18 protein-coding genes are annotated in these 21,059 nt (G+C 38.3%); 15 read left to right on the top strand and 3 right to left on the bottom strand.

From position 1 onward, the window contains the following. Positions 1 to 46: 46 nt before the first annotated feature. Complete coding sequence (locus tag A3EM_RS0104310) at positions 47 to 637, top strand: DUF4202 domain-containing protein (RefSeq protein ID WP_020526942.1); 591 nt, start codon at positions 47 to 49, stop codon at positions 635 to 637. After that, positions 637 to 1,023: an ACT domain-containing protein gene (locus A3EM_RS0104305; RefSeq protein ID WP_020526941.1), complete on the top strand. Its 387-nt coding sequence runs from the start codon at positions 637 to 639 to the stop codon at positions 1,021 to 1,023. The genes A3EM_RS0104310 and A3EM_RS0104305 overlap by 1 nt, the downstream gene beginning before the upstream one ends. Positions 1,024 to 1,042: 19 nt before the next feature. Here the strand turns inward: A3EM_RS0104305 and A3EM_RS0104300 are convergent, their stop codons facing one another. Both A3EM_RS0104300 and ispG read right to left on the bottom strand, forming a co-directional pair. Next, positions 1,043 to 1,672, bottom strand: a complete 630-nt coding sequence (locus A3EM_RS0104300) for a chloramphenicol acetyltransferase (RefSeq protein WP_020526940.1) — start codon at positions 1,670 to 1,672, stop codon at positions 1,043 to 1,045. A gap of 21 nt (positions 1,673 to 1,693) precedes the next feature. Continuing rightward, entirely contained in the window at positions 1,694 to 3,691 is a 1,998-nt protein-coding gene (ispG, locus tag A3EM_RS0104295; protein WP_020526939.1) for a (E)-4-hydroxy-3-methylbut-2-enyl-diphosphate synthase, read from the bottom strand. Between the two features lie 208 nt (positions 3,692 to 3,899). On the opposite strand from ispG, the gene A3EM_RS0104290 reads away from it, so the two are divergent. From A3EM_RS0104290 to rsxA, 12 genes are all read left to right on the top strand, one after another. Then, positions 3,900 to 5,399 carry a sensor histidine kinase gene (locus A3EM_RS0104290; RefSeq protein ID WP_020526938.1) on the top strand — a complete coding sequence of 500 codons (1,500 nt, stop codon included), beginning with the start codon at positions 3,900 to 3,902 and terminating at the stop codon, positions 5,397 to 5,399. Between the two features lie 22 nt (positions 5,400 to 5,421). Beyond that, positions 5,422 to 5,877 (top strand): response regulator, encoded by a 456-nt coding sequence (locus tag A3EM_RS0104285; RefSeq protein WP_044237547.1) that lies wholly within the window; start codon positions 5,422 to 5,424, stop codon positions 5,875 to 5,877. A 314-nt stretch (positions 5,878 to 6,191) separates the two neighbouring features. After that, complete coding sequence (locus A3EM_RS0104275) at positions 6,192 to 6,836, top strand: hypothetical protein (RefSeq protein WP_169513324.1); 645 nt, start codon at positions 6,192 to 6,194, stop codon at positions 6,834 to 6,836. A gap of 513 nt (positions 6,837 to 7,349) precedes the next feature. Beyond that, a complete protein-coding gene (locus A3EM_RS45505) occupies positions 7,350 to 8,948 on the top strand; it encodes a sensor histidine kinase (protein ID WP_020526934.1) in 1,599 nt (532 codons plus the stop codon). A 211-nt stretch (positions 8,949 to 9,159) separates the two neighbouring features. After that, on the top strand, positions 9,160 to 10,230 hold the full coding sequence (locus A3EM_RS0104260) for a response regulator (protein WP_020526933.1): 1,071 nt from the start codon (positions 9,160 to 9,162) through the stop codon (positions 10,228 to 10,230). A gap of 1,644 nt (positions 10,231 to 11,874) precedes the next feature. Continuing rightward, on the top strand, positions 11,875 to 12,294 hold the full coding sequence (locus A3EM_RS0104255; protein WP_020526932.1) for a SoxR reducing system RseC family protein: 420 nt from the start codon (positions 11,875 to 11,877) through the stop codon (positions 12,292 to 12,294). Positions 12,295 to 12,336: 42 nt separating this feature from the next. Further along, positions 12,337 to 13,260, top strand: coding sequence for a Fe-S cluster domain-containing protein (locus A3EM_RS0104250; RefSeq protein WP_020526931.1), 924 nt, complete (start codon positions 12,337 to 12,339; stop codon positions 13,258 to 13,260). Positions 13,261 to 13,273: 13 nt separating this feature from the next. Beyond that, the gene (rsxC, locus tag A3EM_RS0104245) at positions 13,274 to 14,611 is read left to right on the top strand and encodes an electron transport complex subunit RsxC (protein WP_020526930.1); all 1,338 of its coding nucleotides are present in this window, start codon (positions 13,274 to 13,276) and stop codon (positions 14,609 to 14,611) included. Between the two features lie 4 nt (positions 14,612 to 14,615). Continuing rightward, entirely contained in the window at positions 14,616 to 15,617 is a 1,002-nt protein-coding gene (locus A3EM_RS0104240) for an RnfABCDGE type electron transport complex subunit D (protein ID WP_020526929.1), read from the top strand. Positions 15,618 to 15,629: 12 nt separating this feature from the next. After that, positions 15,630 to 16,208, top strand: coding sequence for an RnfABCDGE type electron transport complex subunit G (locus A3EM_RS0104235; RefSeq protein ID WP_020526928.1), 579 nt, complete (start codon positions 15,630 to 15,632; stop codon positions 16,206 to 16,208). A 6-nt stretch (positions 16,209 to 16,214) separates the two neighbouring features. Continuing rightward, positions 16,215 to 16,841 carry an electron transport complex subunit RsxE gene (gene rsxE, locus A3EM_RS0104230; protein ID WP_020526927.1) on the top strand — a complete coding sequence of 209 codons (627 nt, stop codon included), beginning with the start codon at positions 16,215 to 16,217 and terminating at the stop codon, positions 16,839 to 16,841. A gap of 280 nt (positions 16,842 to 17,121) precedes the next feature. Beyond that, a complete protein-coding gene (gene rsxA / locus A3EM_RS0104225) occupies positions 17,122 to 17,694 on the top strand; it encodes an electron transport complex subunit RsxA (RefSeq protein WP_020526926.1) in 573 nt (190 codons plus the stop codon). Between the two features lie 768 nt (positions 17,695 to 18,462). On the opposite strand, the gene A3EM_RS0104210 is transcribed toward rsxA, so the two are convergent. Beyond that, positions 18,463 to 19,797, bottom strand: a complete 1,335-nt coding sequence (locus A3EM_RS0104210; protein WP_020526923.1) for a PhoH family protein — start codon at positions 19,795 to 19,797, stop codon at positions 18,463 to 18,465. 257 nt (positions 19,798 to 20,054) lie between these two features. Here A3EM_RS0104210 and A3EM_RS0104205 point away from each other — a divergent pair, with 257 nt between their 5' ends. Then, the gene (locus tag A3EM_RS0104205) at positions 20,055 to 21,050 is read left to right on the top strand and encodes a mevalonate kinase family protein (RefSeq protein WP_020526922.1); all 996 of its coding nucleotides are present in this window, start codon (positions 20,055 to 20,057) and stop codon (positions 21,048 to 21,050) included. The last annotated feature ends 9 nt before the right edge of the window (positions 21,051 to 21,059 follow it).

Raw genomic sequence — 21,059 nt, 5'->3', positions numbered from 1 at the left:
TTTTAAGTTGCATGCATATGAAGTATTAAATTCCTAATTTTAAACCATGGAAGATATAGCAAGATTTGAAAAAACGATTAAGCTTTTTGATGAGGCTAATAGCCTGGACCCCAACAAGGAAGTGGTTGAGGGAACAGCATACCCTAAGGAATTATTATACGCCAAGAGAATGACCCAAATGCTGTTGGCTTATGAAAAAGCGCCTTCAGAAGCCCTTCAACTTGCCGCAAGATGTCAGCATATAAAGAGATGGACCATTCCCAGAAGTGATTACCCGATGGACCGCAAAGGCTACCTGAAATGGCGAACCACACTCAAAATTTTCCACGGTGAAGAAGCTGCTAAAATCATGACCCAAACGGGATATGATGAGGAGACCATAAAAAAGGTAAAATTATTATTGAGTAAAAACAAACTCAAAACTGACCCGGAATCCAAAAAGCTGGAGGATGTAATCTGTTTGGTTTTTCTACAATATTATTTCCCCGATTTTGCCAAGAAAAACACAGATGAAAAGCTGGTAGAGATTGTACAAAAAACCTGGGGCAAAATGACAGAAAAAGGACATGATCTGGCCTTGCAAATGGAATATCCCGAAAGAGAATTGAATGTGATCAAAAAAGCCTTGGGAATTTAATGGCTGGAGAAACCGATATAGATAAGCTACTTAAAAACATGAACCCGGTTTTGAATCCGGGTTCTTTCGTATTTTCCTCGGTAAAATCCATTTCCAATATTCCTTCGGAAAAAATCATTGGAACTTTCAGGGAAAAGGAAGGAATTACTGTTATTGTAAAAAAAGAAATTGCCGACCAATTCAATTTAACTTATGATTACCTTGCCTCCTGGATCACTTTGGAGGTTCATTCTTCCTTAAATGCAATCGGCCTGACTGCTGCCTTTTCCAAAGCCCTTGCTCAGGCAAATATTAGTTGTAATGTGATGGCAGGATACTACCATGATCATATTTTTGTGGGGAAGGAAGATGAGGAGAAGGCGATGGGGATTTTGAAAAGTTTTTAGAGCACCACACATTATAATATTATTCATTCTCCAAAAACCCCTGAAATATTTCCAAATATTTGGCAACATGGAAACCATCAACCAATCCATGATGGGCATCTATAGAAACTGGCAGGAATCGTTTTTCATCTTTTATATAAGCTTTTCCAAAACTAATTTTGGGAACGGAATCTCCTTTTTTAAAATTCCGGGCATGGGTTAATCCTGTAAACTTATTCCAGGGTAGAGTAGAATAATGAATTACATCCGGGCGGATGGCATCTTCATTAGCTCTAAGTCCACTGGAATTCAAAACTTCCTGTATTTCCTGATTCAGTGCGGCTTTAAATACGGAAAAATCCTCAGAGAAAGGCATAAAGGAAAAACCAAAGGTACCATCGGGTCTGCCAATGGTAGAAGCCGCATGGATTTCCTTAAACCTAGCGACCTTCCCATTAATAATCCTGTATCTAAATTCCTCAATCTGGTTTACTGCCCGGATGGACTGATGGAGGTAATAAGCAAAAAACGACCAGCCATTGGCTTTCGCTGTTTGATAGGCTTGGGTACATTCCACCTCAGTTACCAACCCAAAAAATGGTTCATCATACTTTGAAAAGAATTCGAAATGTTCTCTTCTATTCCAGTTTTTGTAATCTATTAATTCCATTTTTCAGGTTTAAACTTGATTTTACATAACGGTTTCCCCAACCACCGGCTCCAGCCAGTTTCCATCTTCCCGAATAAGTTCGATCAATTCATCCACAGCCTTTTCCGATGGCACTCCTCTTTTTACCACTTCTTGTCCCCGGTATAAGGTAATCTTGCCTTTTCCTGAACCCACATAACCATAATCTGCATCCGCCATTTCCCCTGGTCCATTGACTATACAACCCATTATTCCAATTTTTACACCTTTCAAATGATCCGTTCTTTTCCGGATCATGGCAGTAGTTTCCTGCAAATCGAATAAGGTTCTTCCACAGGAAGGGCAGGAAATATATTCGGTTTTAGTCATCCTGGTTCTGGCTGCCTGCAAAATACCAAAAGCTGTGGCATTATACATTTTTAGAACAGAAAGTAATTCTGCTTTGGGTTTTTCCAGCAAATCTGTCCCGATCAGAGCTCCATCTCCAAATCCATCACAAAGCAACCCACCAATATCCGTAGAGGCATACAGTTGTAAATCACTTTCTGACATTTCAGCATATTGCCTTTTTATCACCACAGGTACCGGGTTTTTCTTTTGATAGCATTCAAAAAACACCCTTCTCAATTCAGGCATCGCATGTTCATTAGTAGTTTCCAGAATTAAAACCACATTTTCTGCACCCGCTATTGCTTTTTCAAAATCCTCATCAATATCTTTTATCCCAACTTTTATGAAATTGATTTTTGAATGTCTGGCTGTAGCTTTTTGCCATTCTGCTTTGGTAAATAAAGGAAGTGTATTTTGCTGATCTGTTACATTTTCCCAAACCTCAGCATCCACAATTTCCTTTATGCCATTCGGCAGCATAAAACTGATTTTATTTTTGCCTGAATAAATATAATCACTTCCCTGATCATTCATACCCCATTTGTCTGTAGCTGGAAGGTAGAAATGACCAATATTTTTTAAATCGTTCATGGATATTTCGTCCACCTTGCTAAAATCAGCAATTACCCTGGGCACATTACTTCCACCAATATTCTGAACTTCAACTGTTTTCCTTCTCTCATAACCAAAAGGGTCTTTTGGAGCCACTGCTATTGGAGGAATTGCAGTAGATTTTTCTTTTCTGTTTGTATATCTATTGATTAAAGCTGCTGCCACCGGAGCCTCAAACTCGGGTTCTTCAGTTAAAGAAACCCTTACAGTATCACCCAACCCGTCTTCCAACAGCGTTCCGATTCCTACCGCTGATTTTATTCTTCCGTCTTCCCCTTCTCCGGCTTCAGTTACCCCCAAATGCAAAGGATAGGGTTGTAAACCTTCTTCATCCAGTTTTTGGACCAACAACCGGTAAGCCTGAATCATCACCTGTGTGTTACTGGCTTTCATGGAAATGACGATGTTATTATAACTTTCATCTTCACAAATTCTCAGAAACTCCAAAGCTGATTCTACCATTCCGATTGGCGTATCGCCATAGCGACTTAAAATTCTATCGGACAGAGAACCATGATTGGTGCCAATCCGCATGGCAGTGCCGTATTCTTTACAGATTTTTACCAAAGGTGTAAACCTTTCCCGAATTCGCTCTATCTCTTCCTGATAGGTTTTATCATCATATTCAAGTACCTGAAATTTCTTTTTATCGGCATAATTTCCCGGGTTTACCCGCACTTTCTCAACAATTCTGGCCGCCAGTTCTGCTGCATTTGGGGTAAAATGAATATCGGCCACCAAAGGAACATTGTATCCTCTTTTACGCAGCTCATTCTTAATATTCTCCAGATTCTGGGCTTCTTTGATGCTTGGAGCCGTAATTCGCACATATTCGCAACCGGAATCTACCATTCGGATAGTTTGTTCCACAGAACCAATGGTATCCATGGTATCGATGGTGGTCATGGATTGCACCCTTATTGGATGATGGGCACCCATTGGAATATCGCCTATTTTCACTTCTATGGTTTTCCTGCGCTGGTATTCAGTTAAACTATTACAATATTGAAATGGATGAATTTCGGTTTTTTGATTCATTGATCCCTTGTTCTTGTTTTGGACAAAAATATCAGTAATGTTCTGATAATAAAAATGATTGAGAAATACTTCAACTTTATATTTAAAATGAACTATCGCCACACGAAAAACAATTCTAAAATCATGTTCTTTTTAATATAAAAATGCGGAAATAAATGCTTTGATTTATAACTTTAAATCATTGAAGAAGCAAATTGTTTGAGAAGGGATGTTAGAAAATCCAAAAGTATTAAGAGGCATATTCGATTCCTCAGCAGAAGGTATATTAATAACTGATAGGCAAGGGAACATTGTACTGACTAACCCTACGGTTGAGGGGATGTTTGGCTATAAAAAAGATGAACTTTTAGGAGAAAAAGTAGAAAAGATACTTCCCCATAAGTATAGACAGGGACATGTAAACCAGCGGACTGAATTTTTCCATAATCCCCATCAGCGGAAAATGGGTAAAGGCCTGGACTTGTTTGCCCTTCGGAAGGATGGCACTGAGTTTCCCATAGAAGTGAGTTTGAGCTACAGTGAGTTTGAAGGTGACATTTATGCAATTGCTTTTATCATTGATATTACCCAGAGAAAGAATGCCGAAAACAAAATCCTGCAAAGTGAGGAACGACTGAGGTACTTTGTGCAAAACACCCCCGCTCCTCTGGCCATGACGGACAGGGATTTAAATTATATTTTGGTGAGTGCCAGGTGGAAACAGGATTATGAATGGTTGGATAAAAACCTGATAGGAACCAATCATAAAGAAGTTTTTCCCAACCACCAGGAAAGATGGAGTGAAGTATATGCCACCTGCCTAAAAGGAGAAGTTAGAAAGTGTGAGGAGGACCTGATTTTAAGAATTGACGGCTCGAAAGACTGGATGCGATGGGAAATACACCCCTGGAAAGATGACCATGGAAAAATTGGCGGACTCATCATTTTTATGGAAGATATTACCAGAAGAAAAATTGCCGAAAATGCCCTGAGAAACAGCCGAAAACAACTCAAAAAATATGCTTCCGATCTGGAAAAAAGTAACAGGGAATTACAGGACTTTGCCTATGTGGCTTCCCATGACTTACAGGAACCACTGCGGAAAATACGAACTTTTGGGGAAAGAGTAGAGGCGATGGAAAAAGAGACATTAAGTGACAGAGGCAAAGATTACCTCCAAAGGATGAGGAATTCTGCGGAGCGAATGCAAACCCTGATAAACGATCTGCTCTCTTACAGCCGAATTTCCACAAGAGGGGAATCTTTCAAAGCAGTTGATTTAAATGAAGTTTTGAAAGATGTAATCAGTGACCTGGAAGTAAGTATTGAGAAAAAAAATGCAGAAGTGGAAATTGGGGGACTTCCCACAATTCATGCAGACCCCACCCAGATGCGTCAACTCTTTCAGAATTTATTGAGTAACGCACTAAAATTTGTGCAGGAAGAGACTATCCCCAAAATTAAAGTTTGGGAAGAAAAGACATTTCATAAAGAAAATCCTGATATGGTTTTGATAAAAGTAAAAGATAACGGGATAGGCTTTAATGAACAATACCTGGATAAAATATTTAATATTTTTCAGCGATTGCAGGGTAGAAAATTTCCGGGTTCAGGCATTGGTTTGTCTATTTGTAAAAAAATTGCTGAACGGCACGGAGGGAGCATAGATGCAGAAAGCGAAGAAGGAAAAGGAGCGGTTTTTATGATTAAATTAGCGGTGAATCCTTAACTGATGACTATATATAATGATAATGGAAGAGGAAAAGAAAAAATCGAAATTAATATTATATGCCGAAGACGATCCTGAAGATCGCATGTTTTTTAATGATGCCTTATTGGAGCTGAAGGCCAATCATAAAGTAAAATTTGTAGAGGATGGGGCAGAATTAATTAATTATCTCCACCATGAAGGAAACTTTGGAGATGAACAAACTAATCCTGAGCCGGAGCTGATCATTCTCGACCTGAATATGCCTAAAATGGATGGTTGCGAAACACTGGAAAGAATCAGAAAGGAAGAAAAATACGCACTGACTCCTGTGGTCATTTTTTCCACCTCGAGGGCTAAGGAAGACATCACCAAATGCTATAAACTTGGGGCAAACACTTTTATCTGCAAACCAGATTCCTTTTCCGATTTGGTAAAAATTCTGGATAATGTAATAGAATATTGGTTCGAAAACGGGGAATTGCCCGTTGGGGAGTAATTGAGGATTGTAAGCCTTTCTCTTCCAACATTTACTGGTTTAAGTTTCATACCCGCAATGGAATTGTTAAATCTTAAAATTAATATGAAAGTAAGCCGTAGAGGTCTGTGACTTCGGTGAGGTAGGCAAAACAACTCTCTAATCCAATACAATTTCAGTTACAAACTGAAAATTATTAAAAGCAAAAGTTGCAACCTTTAGCCAAGGAGAATGACAATCCATATATTTTGACTTCACTAATAAAATCATTATGTTGTGTGAAGTATCAACGTATTTATTATCACCTTATGAATGGTTATCTTAAAATCCTGTTTTTGCCTTTATTATATCTGACTTTTTTTTATTCTTCTGCTCAAACCATCAATTGTAATAATGAATTATTTGGTGGTGGACTGAAGTCACCGGATATAGAGTATTTTGAAGGTTCACGTTACCTTTACGATGATTTTAAAATGGGTAAGGTTTATTATAATGATTCCAAAATGATTCAACTCCCGTTGCGATTGAATCTGCACAATGATGAATTTGAATTTATAAAAAATGATTCAATTTATGCTTTTGCCATGGCTGGCAATATTGATAGAGTAGTTTTGGAAGATGAGGTTTTTATCTACTTAGAAGAGAACGAAATGACTGATTTATCTGGATTTGTAAAAGTTTGGACGCCTGAATTATATCCCACTATTTTAACTAAAATGAAAAAGGATTTTTTCAAGAAATCAACTGGAAGGGCCTTTGGATTTCCCAAACCTGACCGATTTGTAAGGGGCACAGACAAACATTACCTTATGATGTCCAATACTGAGATTTCCAGAATTATTTCGGCAAAAGATCTTATTGAAAACCTGGATCAGCATTCTTCAGAACTCTTAGAATTTGCCAGGGAAGAAAAAATATCAAAAGGAAAAGGAGATGAATTAACCAAACTTTTAAGTCATTATCACAAATTAGAAAATTAACAATAGCGTAATTTCAAAACCCGCTGCAGGTTCAATTCTTTCAACTGGATCTTTAAATCAATTTGACTGCAAAAAACGTAGAAGTCTGTGACTTCGGTCAAATTTGCAAAAACGTCTTTTTCTTTAGATTCAATTTCAGTTGCAAACTGAAAATTATTAAAAGGCAAAAGTTGCAAACTTTTGCCAGATGTAGATTTTAGAAGCTTAAAAAAAATTAATACTTACCATTAATCCAGTTTACAAAACCTGGCTTTTTTGCCATTCTCAAAATATCAGGAAGAGGTTATAAACCTCTTCCTGCAGTAGGAGGCAAAAGTTGGTACCTTAACCAGAAAGAGAAACAACTTCTATCATTCCCCCACCACATTTCTCATGCTAAAAGATGACTTTTCTCATAAAGTTTATAATTTAAGCTTGCTATTCTTACACGATTCAAGCTAATTGTATATATAACTAAAATCTAAACTCAAAAGCATGTCCTTTCGGAGGACAATAGTAGGTCACTAACATAAGATGGGAATAAAGGTACTTTTAATTGATGATGATGAGGACGATTTTTTAATCACCAGGGACTTCCTGGACGATATTCCCAACAAGGATTATATTCTGGAATGGGTTTCGGAATACAAAAATGCCATGTTGCAAATCCAGAAGGAAAATCATGATGTCTATCTGGTAGATTATCATTTGGGGGAAAAAGATGGCTTGCAAATTATTCAGGAATCGGTGGCAAAAGGGGTAAGTTCTCCTTTTATTCTTTTAACCGGACAAGGGGATTCTGAAACGGATGACAGGGCTTTAAAGGCCGGAGCAGTGGATTATCTGGTGAAAGGTTCATTTTCCAAATACGATCTGGAACGCTCCATCCGATACAGCATTGAGCACAGCAAAAATCTCCGGCAAATTCAGCATTTGAATGTGGCTCTGGAAAAACGGGTGGAGGAAAGGACGATAGAACTGGCCAATACGGTAAAGAAACTGGAATACACCAACCAGAACCTGAAGGACCAGGTGAGGGTGCGAAAAATTGCCGAAGCAGCCCTTAGAGAAAGTCAAAACCTTTACAGGTCAATAGCCAAAAATTTCCCTAACGGTACAATCAATGTGCTTAACCGGGAGATGGAATTTGTCTTTGTAGATGGCAGAGAATTACTTGAACTTGGTTTTGAAACTCGAGATTTAATTGGAAAGAAAATTTCCTCGGTTTTTACCGGGGAAAAAGGAGATTATATCATCAGTCAATTTAAAAAAGTATTTGAGGGTCAGGTACTCAATTTTGATGTGGGATGGGACGACCGGCAATATGAGTTCCATACTTCTCCCCTCCCCGGCCCCGATGATGAAATCAACCAGATTTTGCTGGTAGCTGAAAATATCACTGAAAGGAAAAAAGCGGAGGAGGAAATCCGAAAAGCACTTGCCAAAGAAAGAGAACTGAATGAGTTGAAATCCAGGTTTGTGACCATGGCTTCCCATGAATTCAAAACACCATTGAGTACTATTCTTTCCTCGTCCTCTTTAATTGCCCGCTATCATGATGAAACGGCTCAGCCTAAAAGGGTAAAGCATGTGGAAAGGATAAAAACCAATGTGAATCACCTGAACAGGTTGCTCAACGATTTTCTCTCACTCGGAAGAATTGAGGAAGGGAAAATCCATAACACTCCTGTCTGGACGAATATTGTGGAGGTTTGTGAAGTGATCAAAGATGAAATCCAACAGATGGCAACCAAGGAGCAGGAAATAAAACTCCAGGTGGAAGGGGATAAACGGGAAATATTTGTGGATGAGCAATTGTTGAAAAATGTGCTGATGAATCTCCTTTCCAATGCCATAAAGTACTCTCCCAATGGAAAGGATGTAATTTTAAAACTGACTTTTGAATCAAAACAGGTAAAAATACTTGTGCAGGATCATGGTATTGGTATTCCGGAAATAGAACAACTTCATTTGTTTGAAAGATTTTTCAGGGCAAAGAATACCACTAATATTCAGGGCACGGGTTTAGGATTGAACATTGTAAAAAAATACTTGGATTTGATTGGTGGAGAAATTGAATTTGATAGTAAATTAAATGAAGGAAGTAAATTTACAGTCATACTCCCCGACTAAATTTGAATTTTACTGATGAAAAGTATTGCAATAAATATAAACCAAAACACCAAATATCTTTTCAGGGTCTTCTCCTCAGAGAAACCATGCATATGATATAGTGCTTAATTAAAAGCAGAATCGCAGAAATGCAAACCCTGCTGAGACTTATTTTATCAGTGTTTTTGGATCACCCAAAAGTGTTGTTTTCAGGAATTATTAATTTAAAATTATGAAAAAGATATTAGTCATTGAAGATAATGAGGATGTAAGAGAGAACATTTCCGAAATTCTGGAGCTGGCCAATTATCAGGTGGTGGCAGCTGCCAATGGTAAGGAAGGGGTAACCATTGCTCAGAAAGAAACCGTAGACATGATAATTTGCGATATCATGATGCCTGAACTTGATGGTTATGGGGTATTACACATTCTGAGCAAATCTCCATCCACTGCCCGAATTCCCTTTATATTTCTTACTGCCAAGTCTGATAAAGGTGATTTTAGAAAAGGGATGACTTTAGGTGCAGATGATTACCTTACTAAACCATTTGATGACATTGAATTATTGGATGCGGTAGAAACAAGGCTGCGGAAGGGAGAATTATTCCAAAAAGATTTTAAGAAAGATATGTCCGGGCTGAATGCCTTTATGGATACAGCAGGAGACCTGGCAGAACTAAAAAATCTATCTAAAGAGCGCAAAATCAGGAAGTATAAAAACAAAAACAATATTTACCTGGAAGGCGACCTTGCCAATGCACTTTATTTTATCAATAAAGGAAAGGTAAAAACCTACAAAACCAATACCGATGGGAAAGACTACATCACCGGTCTTTTTGAAGATGGAGATTTCATAGGTTATATTTCCCTGCTTGAAGGCTCAAATCATGCAGAATCTGCCATGGTGCTGGAAGACTCAGAAATTTGTGTAATTCCCAAAGATGATTTCATCAAATTGATTTACAATAACAGGGACGTAGCCAACAAGTTCATCAAAATGCTCTCCAATGACCTTCTGGAAAAAGAGGAACAACTCCTTACGCTAGCCTATAGCTCTGTAAGGCAAAGAGTAGCAGAAGCGCTATTGATGCTGGAAGAGAAACTGGATAAAGATAAGGAAAATGCCATTTCAATCACCAGGGAGAACCTGGCCGGAATTGTAGGTACAGCCATTGAATCGGTAATCAGAACCCTTTCGGATTTTAAAGATGAAAAACTAATTGAGATCAAAGGAAAGAAAATCAGTATAATCAACAAAAGAGGACTTCAGAATGTGATTGGTGGCTTTAGTTTGAGGAGGTAAAGGGTTTTCTGAAAATACAGAGTTGAGAAAAGCAGACCCTGCTTGACAATGTTAATAATCAGTTGAGCAGAAATAATTTTAAAAATATGCTTTCGACTTTCCCAGCAGGGTTTTCGGCACAAAACCCTGCGTATTCCTGCTTCAAGGTCTTGCATAAAATAATTAAGGTTTCTTTTTCAACATTCCCTTTACCATTTAGATGATTTTATACCTATTTGCTTTCTCAACTTTTGGCTTGATCCAAAAGTAGCAAAAAATAAAGGCTGTGCACCAATAGCTACATTTCACTAAAACCATCCGAACTCGAACAACTTTTACAAAGTGGTTCTCAAACACGGATGTTTTTTTAACGCTAAATTCCATGAAATGCTTAACGCTATTGGAGCAAGGCCGAAATCGCATGGTCAGAAAAAAGGAAAATAGCATTTGAAGTTAAGAAATAAAGTTATTCGTATTAAAACCTTTGCCATTGTGGCAAAAATATTTTTAGTATAAAACACAACTCAAAGCCAGTTTGGAAACAAAATCCCATAGGGATTTAACATGAAGAGCTTCTCATGAAAAGCGAAGTTGTTCATGTTTTTTTACAACCACAGAGGTGATTGAATTTTTAACTTTCCCACTGTATTGGAAACTGTTTTAAAACACATTTTTCATCCTCGTTTGTAGGGTAGAATATTAAGAATTAATAAAAGTTGCTATATCTTTTTTTTGGAAGTCTTTGCAACTTATTTGACTATACTGATTACCTTTCACTCAAAACTTCAGAGCTTGTATAATTTTTTAAAATCAAAACATAAATAATTAATATTTAAAGAGTTAAAGTGGGCGGGACCGAAAATCTGGCGGGGAGGTGCGATGGACATGCGGGGGGAAGCTTAAGATTTTCTTGATTTTTTGGTTCGTTTTTTATCAAGAAAAAATGAACATAGCACTTCCATTCATGTCTTAGTAGAAAATTCATTTTCTTGCAAAATTTCGAAATAAAATTTTCAAATATACTTTCAATACTAAAATATAAGCAGAGCATGTGGAGTTAGCTTTTGTCTATTTTTCCAGTCGATGAAAAATAGACGAAAAAATCTTGCCTTCAAAAAGGTTTTCCGAGCAAGTATAAAAGGTATCTTTAACCCTTTCCCAGTAGGGACTTGAAAAAATTCACCAGTATCTGACAATCTTTCCCACACTAATTTTGAAGGCAGTATCGCTTATTATAACATTATCACAAAATAATTTTTTAGCTATTGAAAGACTAACAAAATTTCATCCTTTTTTGGTGAATTTAGTTTGGGAACCATACTTTTAATTAATTTTCAATATTCGGGGCTAATGTCTAAGCTCAAATATCATATAACATAACCATTTATCATCCTCGTTTGCAACGAGGATGACTGAGAAAGGCGATTGTATCGCCAGTCATGCGGAAAGTTTGTAACTTTCCTTTATTATAAAGGCTCAAGTAATCGCTTCGCTTTATACTTAAGCCATCTGCTATTTGAAAGTCCTGGCAAATGCTCGAACCAGTTTTTCTTTTTTTAACTCCCATCCCCCCACCCTGACAAAAAACACCCTAAAAGCTAATAATTGTCATGTGACTGCCCTGGGCTTATTGCTACATTTACGTTGTCCTAAAAAACTAGTCCCATGGAGCAAAGCACTAACATATCGCATCGGGGAATTGTGAAAAACATATCAAACGGAAAAATGGAAATCAGCCTGGTTGATATGGAAGGCTGCTCGGCCTGTAGCCTAAAGAGTGCTTGTGGAACAAACAGCCCCATGGATAAAAAAGTAGAAGTTCCTTATTTCAAAAATAGTTTTAAAACAGGACAGGAAGTGAAGGTTTTATTAAGCACTTCTCAGGGCTTTCTTGCCTTGTTCTGGGGCTACATTTTTCCCTTCCTTTTAATTATAAGCGCATTATTTATAGCCAATAAATTTTCTCTAAACGAAGGCTTAGCCGGGCTTTTCTCACTTTTAGTTTTAGGTCCGTACTACCTTCTGCTATTTTTTTTAAGAAAACGGATGAAATCTACATTTTCCTATCGGGTGGAACATTTGTAAACACTTATACCTTTCTTCCCGATTAACATAAACCTTAAGCAAATGAGTGATTCAATTCTTTATACCATCCTTTCTCTCAGCGCCTTAGGAGCAATTGCAGCCATCATACTATATTTTGTTTCAAGGAAATTTAAAGTTTATGAAGATCCAAAAATCGGTAATGTGGAAGAAGTTTTACCGACCACCAATTGTGGCGGTTGCGGATTTCCGGGTTGCCGGGCCTTTGCAGAAGCAGCTGTAAGTAAAAATGATTTATCTGAATTGCATTGCCCGGTTGGCGGAAATGAAGTGATGAAACAGGTGGCGGAAATTTTAGGACTGGAAGTGGAAGAACGCGATCCTTATGTGGCTGTAGTGAGATGTACCGGATCGGTGGAATACCGCAAAAAAACAAATATTTATGATGGTGCACCAAACTGTACCATAGCCGCCAGTTTATATAGCGGTGATACCGGATGTGCTTATGGTTGTGTGGGCTTGGGAGAATGTGTAGATGCCTGCCAGTTCGATGCCATGTATATGGATGAAAAAACAGGGCTGCCTGTGGTGATTGAGGATAAGTGTACTGCCTGTAATGCCTGCGTTACGGCTTGTCCCAAGGAAATTATGGAGCTTTGGCCCCAGGGAAGAAGGAACCGGAAAATCTATGTCGGGTGTGTGAATACGGACAAAGGAGGAGCTGCCAGAAAAGTTTGTGAAGTGGCCTGTTCCGGCTGTGCCAAATGTGATGAGGTATGCCGATACGATGCCATAACTATAGAAAATAACCTGGCCAGAATTGACCCGGAATTGTGTAAGTTGTGCAGGAAATGCGTAGATGTTTGCGATGCCCACAATATCATAGCTGTTAATTTTCCTCCCAAAAAAGAACGCCCACCGAGGAAAGCCAAGGCAACTGCTAAAAAGGAGGATGTAGATATTATTGGAATGGTAAAAAAGGAGAATGATAAAAAAGATGAAGCCTAAAACCTAAAGAATTATGCTAAACTTACTGAACCATCTTAAAACTTTCCCACAGGGCGGTGTTCATCCCGATGACAACAAGTTATCTGCAAAATCCCATATCCAGGAGATTTCCCTGCCTAAAATAGTTTACATTCCTATTTCCCAACATATTGGCAAACCTGCAGAACCATTAGTGGAAAGAGGAGATACAGTAAAAGCAGGGCAAATCATTGCAGTTCATGAAGGATTTGTTTCGGCTAACATTCATGCTTCAGTTTCAGGAAAAGTAGGAAAAGTGGAAGAAATAATGGATAGCAGCGGATTCAAAAAAATGGCGATTGCCATCAGGGTAAAGGGAGATGATTGGGAAGAGGGCATTGACAGAACTCCGGGTTTGGTAAAAGAAATAGAACTGAATAAAAAAGAAATATTAGCGAAAATCATGGAAATGGGTGTGGTTGGCCAGGGAGGAGCCGCTTTTCCATCCCATGTAAAACTTTCTGTGCCAGAAGGAAAATCAGCTGATCATTTGATTGTAAATGGTGTGGAATGTGAACCCTATCTTACTGCAGATCATCGGTTAATGCTGGAAAAACCTGAAGAAATATTAGTCGGTACCCAAATCCTAATGAAATCTCTTGGCGTGGAAAATGCCATCATCGGAATTGAAAATAATAAAAAAGATGCCATTAAATTACTAAAGAAAAAAAGCAAAGATTACCGGGGAATAAAAATCGCCTCTTTAAAGGTCCAATATCCACAAGGTGGTGAAAAACAATTGATTAAGGCTTTATTAAACCGTGAAGTTCCTCCGGGTGGATTGCCCATTGATGTGGGCTGTGTGGTGCATAATGTAGGAACTACTTTCTCGGTTTATCAGGCCGTTCAGAAAAATAAACCAGTAATAGAAAGGGTGGTGACAGTTACCGGAAAGGGTTTGGAAAAACCTTCGAATTTCTGGGTAAGGGTTGGCACTCCGGTCAGCCATTTAATTGATGCTGCTGGCGGTTTACCAGAAAACACGGGAAAAGTGGTAAGTGGTGGCCCAATGATGGGAAAAGCCCTTGCGGATATTTCAGTTCCCATTGCCAAGGCAACTTCAGGGATTTTGATCATTCCCGAATATGAAGCCAAAAGAGCCAAAGAATACAATTGCATTCGCTGTGGAAAATGTGTAGAAGCCTGCCCTATGGGTTTGGAGCCATTCCATATGATGTTACTGGCCAAAAAAGGATTTTACGAAAAAGCGAAGGAAGACAACATTATGGATTGCATAGAATGTGGTTCTTGTTCTTTCGAATGTCCCTCCAATCGACCAATTGTGGATTATATGCGATTGGGAAAAATAATGGTGAAGAAACTAAACAACTAAAGCGATGAGTACCAAATTTTTGACCGTTTCTCCCTCTCCCCATGTTCATCAGGAGCAGTCGGTGAAGGAATTAATGTATGGAGTGGTGATTGCCATGGTACCAGCCTTGCTTTTTTCCATTTACAATTTCGGGATTGAAGCCATTTATGTAACCAGTCTGGCTGTTATTTCCTGTTTAATTTTCGAATTTACAATTGCCAAATACTTGCTACAAAGAGAACCCGATGTCTGGAATGGGTCAGCAATTATTACTGGTATTTTGCTGGCTTTCAATGTGCCCAGCAGTCTTCCATGGTACATTATTGTAATTGGTAGTCTGGTGGCGATTGGGATAGGTAAAATGTCATTTGGCGGATTGGGGAATAATCCCTTCAATCCGGCTTTGGTAGGCAGAGTATTCCTACTCATTTCTTTTCCTGTTGAAATGACGAGCTGGCCCGTTCCTGGCAATGGTTTTATGGAAATTGATGGTGCTTCGGGAGCCACTATTTTGGGAAGTTTAAAAGAAGGCCTGGGTAATGGAGAAAGCATGGAAACCTTAATGGTTTCTGCCCCCTCCTACTCTGAATTGTTTTGGGGTTTTCAGGGTGGATCACTTGGGGAAATTTCTGCCTTTGCTTTATTGCTGGGGTTAGTTTACATGCTTTACAAAAAAATCATTACCTGGCATATTCCGGTAGCAATGATAAGCAGCATTTTCGTTTTTTCGGGCTTACTCTGGTTGATCGATCCTACCCAACATGCCGATCCGTTATTTCATGTTTTAACTGGTGGGGTAATGCTGGGGGCTATTTTTATGGCAACAGACTATGTCACTTCTCCCATGACCACAAAGGGAATGTTAGTTTTTGGGGTGGGAATTGGCCTGATTACCGTACTGATTCGGGCATTCGGAAGCTATCCGGAAGGCGTATCTTTTGCCATATTAATTATGAATGCATTCGTACCGCTTATTGATAAATACATCAAACCGCATCGGTTTGGAGCAAAGGGATTTTTAAGTTAAAAAACTAATGCCATGGGAAAGAAAAAATCATCATTTTTCAATATGTTTTTGACCCTTCTGGTGGTGACCTTAGTAGCCTCAGCAGCCTTGGGATTTGTTTATGAATTTACCAAAGCTCCTATCCAGAAGGCCAGAATGGAAAAGAAAAAGCAGGCCATTGCAGCAGTTTTACCAGATTTTGACAATCAGCCTCTGGAAGAATTAAGAAAAGTACCCATGCCCAATGGTGAAGACAGTCTGGAATTTTACCTGGTAAAAAAAGGAGTGAAATTGTTGGGCATAGCCATTAAAACCAGTTCGAATAAAGGCTATAGTGGTGAAATACAATTAATGGTAGGATTCAAAGCTGACGGAAAAATTAATAATATTTCTGTTTTAAGCCATAAAGAAACTCCGGGACTCGGCTCCAAAATGGGTGAGGAAAAATTTAAAAATCAGTTTATTGATCAAAACCCGGAAACTTATAATATGAAAGTAATTAAAGATGGTGGAGAAGTGGATGCCATTTCCGGAGCGACCATTTCCTCAAGAGCATTCTGTGAGGCCGTTCAAATTGCTTATGATGCTTTTCAACAAGAACAAAAAAATTAAATCGCCATGGAAAAGGTAATTGATCAAAAGCAAAATTTTCTAAAGGGTTTTATCAAAGAAAATCCGGTATTTACCTTGTTGCTTGGATTATGCCCAACCCTCGGTGTAACCAGCACCGCTATCAATGGATTAGGCATGGGGCTGGCCACTACTTTTGTGTTGGTAATGTCCAATATTGTAGTGGCAATGATCAAAAACCTGATTCCGGATAAAGTCAGGATTCCCTCATTCATTGTAATTATTGCCTCTTTTGTAACCATTGTGGATTTAGTGATGGAAGGCTATTTACCCGGGTTGCACGAACAACTGGGATTATTTATTCCCCTGATTGTGGTAAACTGTATTGTACTGGGCAGAGCAGAAGCATTTGCTTCCAGAAATAATGCAATTTCCTCCTTGGTAGATGGGCTGGGAATGGGATTGGGATTTACTTTTGCCCTTACTTTACTTGGAGCAGTCAGGGAAATTCTTGGAAGTCTGTCTTTATTCGGATTTAAATTTTTTCCTGGTGATGGATTGTTGGTTTTTGTATTGGCACCAGGAGCCTTTATAGCACTTGGATTTTTAATTGCCTTGATGGGTTGGCTCAAACGGAAAAAAGAAAAGAAGGAAAGGGTGAAGGTTAGTAGTTAGGGAATTTTAAAAACCCAGCTAAGCGTAGAATTTTTCAACGCTTTTATATCAATGAGAAGAAAAAAGATAGCATCTGAGATGCGGTTAAAGTTGAATTTTCAGTTTATTCCGCAGATGGCTTAAGTATCAAGCGAAACGTTTACTTAAGCCTGTTAAATAAAAGAAAGTTTGCAACTTTCCGCAAAACTGGCGATACAATCGCCTTTCTCAGCCACCTTTATTCAAATGAGAGTGAGTTTAAAAGTTAAGGAATTTAAAAAGCATTAATCATTCTGATATTATGGAATATTTCATCATTTTTATCTCCGCTATTTTTGTCAATAATATTGTTTTATCTCAATTTTTGGGGATATGTCCGTTTTTGGGAGTTTCCAATAAAACGACTACGGCATTGGGTATGAGTGGAGCAGTGCTTTTTGTAATGACAGTAGCCACAATTGTCACTTATCTGATTCAGCACTTTATTCTGGTTCCCTTTGAGATTACCTTCCTTAAAACTGTTGCCTACATTCTGGTGATTGCCTCGCTTGTCCAAATGGTGGAAATTATTCTAAAAAAAGTGAGTCCTGCCCTATTTCAGGCATTGGGCGTTTTCCTTCCTTTAATTACAACTAACTGTGCCATTTTGGGTGTAGCCATTCTGGTGATACAAAATGATTACAACCTGATAGAAAGTGTAATTTTTGCCATTGCCAGTGCAATAGGTTTTGGGCTAGCCATTATTTTATTTGCAGGTTTAAGAGAAAGAATGGAAATGACTGAATTACCAGAAGGCATGAAAGGCGTTCCCGCAGCGCTAATTGTAGCGGGAATTTTATCCATGGCTTTTATGGGCTTTGCCGGGATGGTCTAAGCAAGCAGAATTCAATAAAAACTATCTTATAAGTAGATGTTATACTTCTACTTATATTTTCTGCTAAATTTAGCTCCAAAAATATAAAGAAACTCTTTAGCCATTCTGACCCGGTAGTATGTAAAAAACAATTAATTTAGATCACTTGATTTTCTGAGGTACATTCCCAAATTGATGCATTTTTAGATTCCAATAAATTTGAAACTACCTAAAAATATTATTCTTCGTGTTTTTCTTGTTGTGAGTCTCAATGTGCTGATATTTATTTCATTGGTTTATGGATCAATTTTTTTCCAATTTATATTTCTCGGTTGGGGAGCCAGTGCAAATGCGCCAGATTTCAATGCAGACCTGACCTCAATTGGCCAGATGACAATACTTGCTATAATGGCTTACAAAAGGAAATCAATGGAATTATTTATATCCTTGTTTTCCATTATAATAATTTACATATTCCTGAAATACTGGGTAGGATTAATATAAAAAAACACGAAGCAGAATCGAATTGCCCTTCTTAGGTCCAAATAATTTAAATTTAGCCACCAGAAGATCTATCATCTCAGTCAACAAGGATCCCACTAGTGAGCAATTGCATGGCGAAACCAACAAAACCACCGGCATTTTAAATGCCATTCATAAAGCATTAAAAATACTAATCTTAACCCAATCGCAATTCCATTGCCCCTGAATGGAATTGCAGAAATAAAAATGGCACAAGGTAAATCCCCTGCGCCATCATTCAATAATTATTTTATCTGCAATTACAGATTACAAAAGATCATTAGCCAGATTAGCCAATTCCGACCGCTCCCCTTTTTCTAGTTTTACGTGTGCGGCCAGTGGATGTCCCTTAATTCTGTCAATTAAATAGGATAATCCATTACTTTGAGTGTCCAGATATGGCGTATCAATCTGGAAAATATCTCCGGTGAAAATGATCTTGGTGTTCTCCCCTGCTCTGGTGATAATGGTTTTCACCTCATGCGGAGTCAGGTTTTGGGCTTCATCCACTATAAAGAAAATATTGGATAAACTTCGTCCTCTGATGTATGCCAGGGGCGTGATAATCAATTTTTCATTCTCCTGCATCTCATTGATCCGCTTAAACTCTTTTTCGGTTTCCTTGAATTGACTTTTGATCAATTTCAGGTTATCAAAAAGCGGTTCCATATAGGGGTTGAGCTTGGATTTAATATCTCCGGGCAAAAATCCGATATCCTTATTGCTTAAAGGCACAATTGGCCTTGCCAGATAAATCTGATGCACCGTTGACCTTCTTTCAATTGCCCCGGCAAGCGCTAAGAGCGTCTTTCCTGTACCTGCCACCCCCTGAAGGGTTACCAGTTTAATATTGGTATTCAGAATAGCGTGCAGGGCAAATGCCTGTTCTGCATTTCTTGGCTTAATGCCATAGGCAGAATTTTTATGCACCCTTTCTACCATCTTGGTCTCCGGGTTAAAATAAGCCAGCGCAGAAGAACTGGCATTTTTGAGGATAAAATACTGATTGGGTTTAGGCTCGGAAATTCCAAATTCCTCAGGACTTCCTGAACCTTCAGAGTACAGTTTGTCTATAGCCTCACTGCTCACCTCTTCAATCATGGATTTGCCCGCATAAAGCTCATCCACATGCTTGATTTTACCCGTTGTATAATCCTCTGCATTGATATCCAGGGACCTGGCCTTAATTCTAAGGTTTATATCCTTACTTATCAAAATGACTTTTCTCTCGGGAAACTCACTTTGCATTTGGATGGCTACATTAAGAATTCGGTGATCGGCTTTGTCTGCACCGAATACTTTTCTTGCATCGGGAGTACTGGATTCATTCATTATTACCTGAATACTTCCACTACCCTTTTTCCCTAAGGGAATCCAGTCATGCAGGGTTCCGTTTAGGGAAATATTATCCATAAACCGGATAAATTCTCTGGCATTAAAATTAATGATATCATTCCCTTTTTTAAAGTGATCTAATTCCTCAAGCACTGATATGGGAATGGCAATGTCGTTTTCTTCAAAATTTGAAACTGATGCGTAATCATACAGTAATACCGATGTGTCCAGCACAAAAATCTTTGGCGTCTTCTTTTTCCTTGGCATTTATTCCTTCTCTGGTTTTACTTAGTTGGTCAAATTGGGAAGCTTTGGTGCTTCATTAAAAAAATAATAAGTCTTAACAACGAATATAAACATTGGGATTTCACCCTTAAAATTGTGATTTTTAGTCCACTTAATAAAGGAGTGGTTTAAAGTTATTACTTTATGTTATAAATGGCCTTTTTTATCTTCCATTTTCGCTAATAAATTAAAACTTTAGACAACTTCATAACCAAACATATAAAATATTTTAGAATTTTATGATAATTGAATCCAGAGCTTATGCCAGAGCCGGTTTGTTGGGAAATCCTTCTGATGGGTACTTTGGCAAAACCATTTCCATCTCCGTGAGGAACTTTGGTGCCCACATCTCTCTTTATGAAACACCAGAACTTCGCATTGAACCTCAGGAAGAGGATAAAAACCAATTCAGAAACATTTTTCATTTAATTGAATCGGTAAACCTTACCGGATATTATGGAGGCACCAGACTGGTAAAAGCTGCCATTAAAAAATTTGGGGAGTACCTGTATAACAATGGAAAGAAAATTCCCAGTAGGAATTTTACCATAAGATACGGTTCTTCCATCCCCAGACAAGTAGGCCTGGCCGGTTCCAGTGCCATTATTACCGCCACCATTAGAGCTTTAATGAAGTTTTATGACGTAGAAATTCCTTTGGAACAATTACCCAGCATTGTACTTTCCATAGAACAGGAAGAACTGGGCATTAATGCAGGATTACAAGACAGGGTAATTCAGGCTTATGAGGGCTGCGTGTATATGGATTTTGAAAAAAAGCATCTCCAGGAAAAAGGATACGGAAAATACCAGAGAATCGATCCGGGTCAATTGCCCAATCTTTATATAGCATATAAGGTAGATTTGGGAAAAGTATCCGGGACAGTTTTAAATAATATCAAAACAAGATATGAAGAAGGTGAAGCTTTGGTAGTGGATACTTTAAGGGAAATTGGAGAGCTTGCAAAAGAAGGGAAAAAAGCCATTGAAGCAAAGAACTACGGATTGTTAAATGAACTCATCAATACTAACTTTGACCTGAGGGCCAAAATCATGAACATTACTGATAGCAATATAGAATTGGTGCAGTCGGCAAGAAATTGTGGTGCTTCTGCCAAATTCACAGGTTCTGGCGGATCAATTATCGGCATGTATCAGGATGATGAAACTTTAACCAAACTGGTATTGGAAATGAAGAAAATTAATGCCAGAGTGATTAAACCTTATATAGTTTAAAAAAATCCT

The sequence above is a fragment of the Flexithrix dorotheae DSM 6795 genome (assembly GCF_000379765.1).
Taxonomy (GTDB): Bacteria; Bacteroidota; Bacteroidia; order Cytophagales; family Flammeovirgaceae; genus Flexithrix; species Flexithrix dorotheae.
The sequence above is the reverse complement of the archived record's forward strand: the minus strand, read 5'-3'. Positions and strand labels throughout refer to the sequence as shown.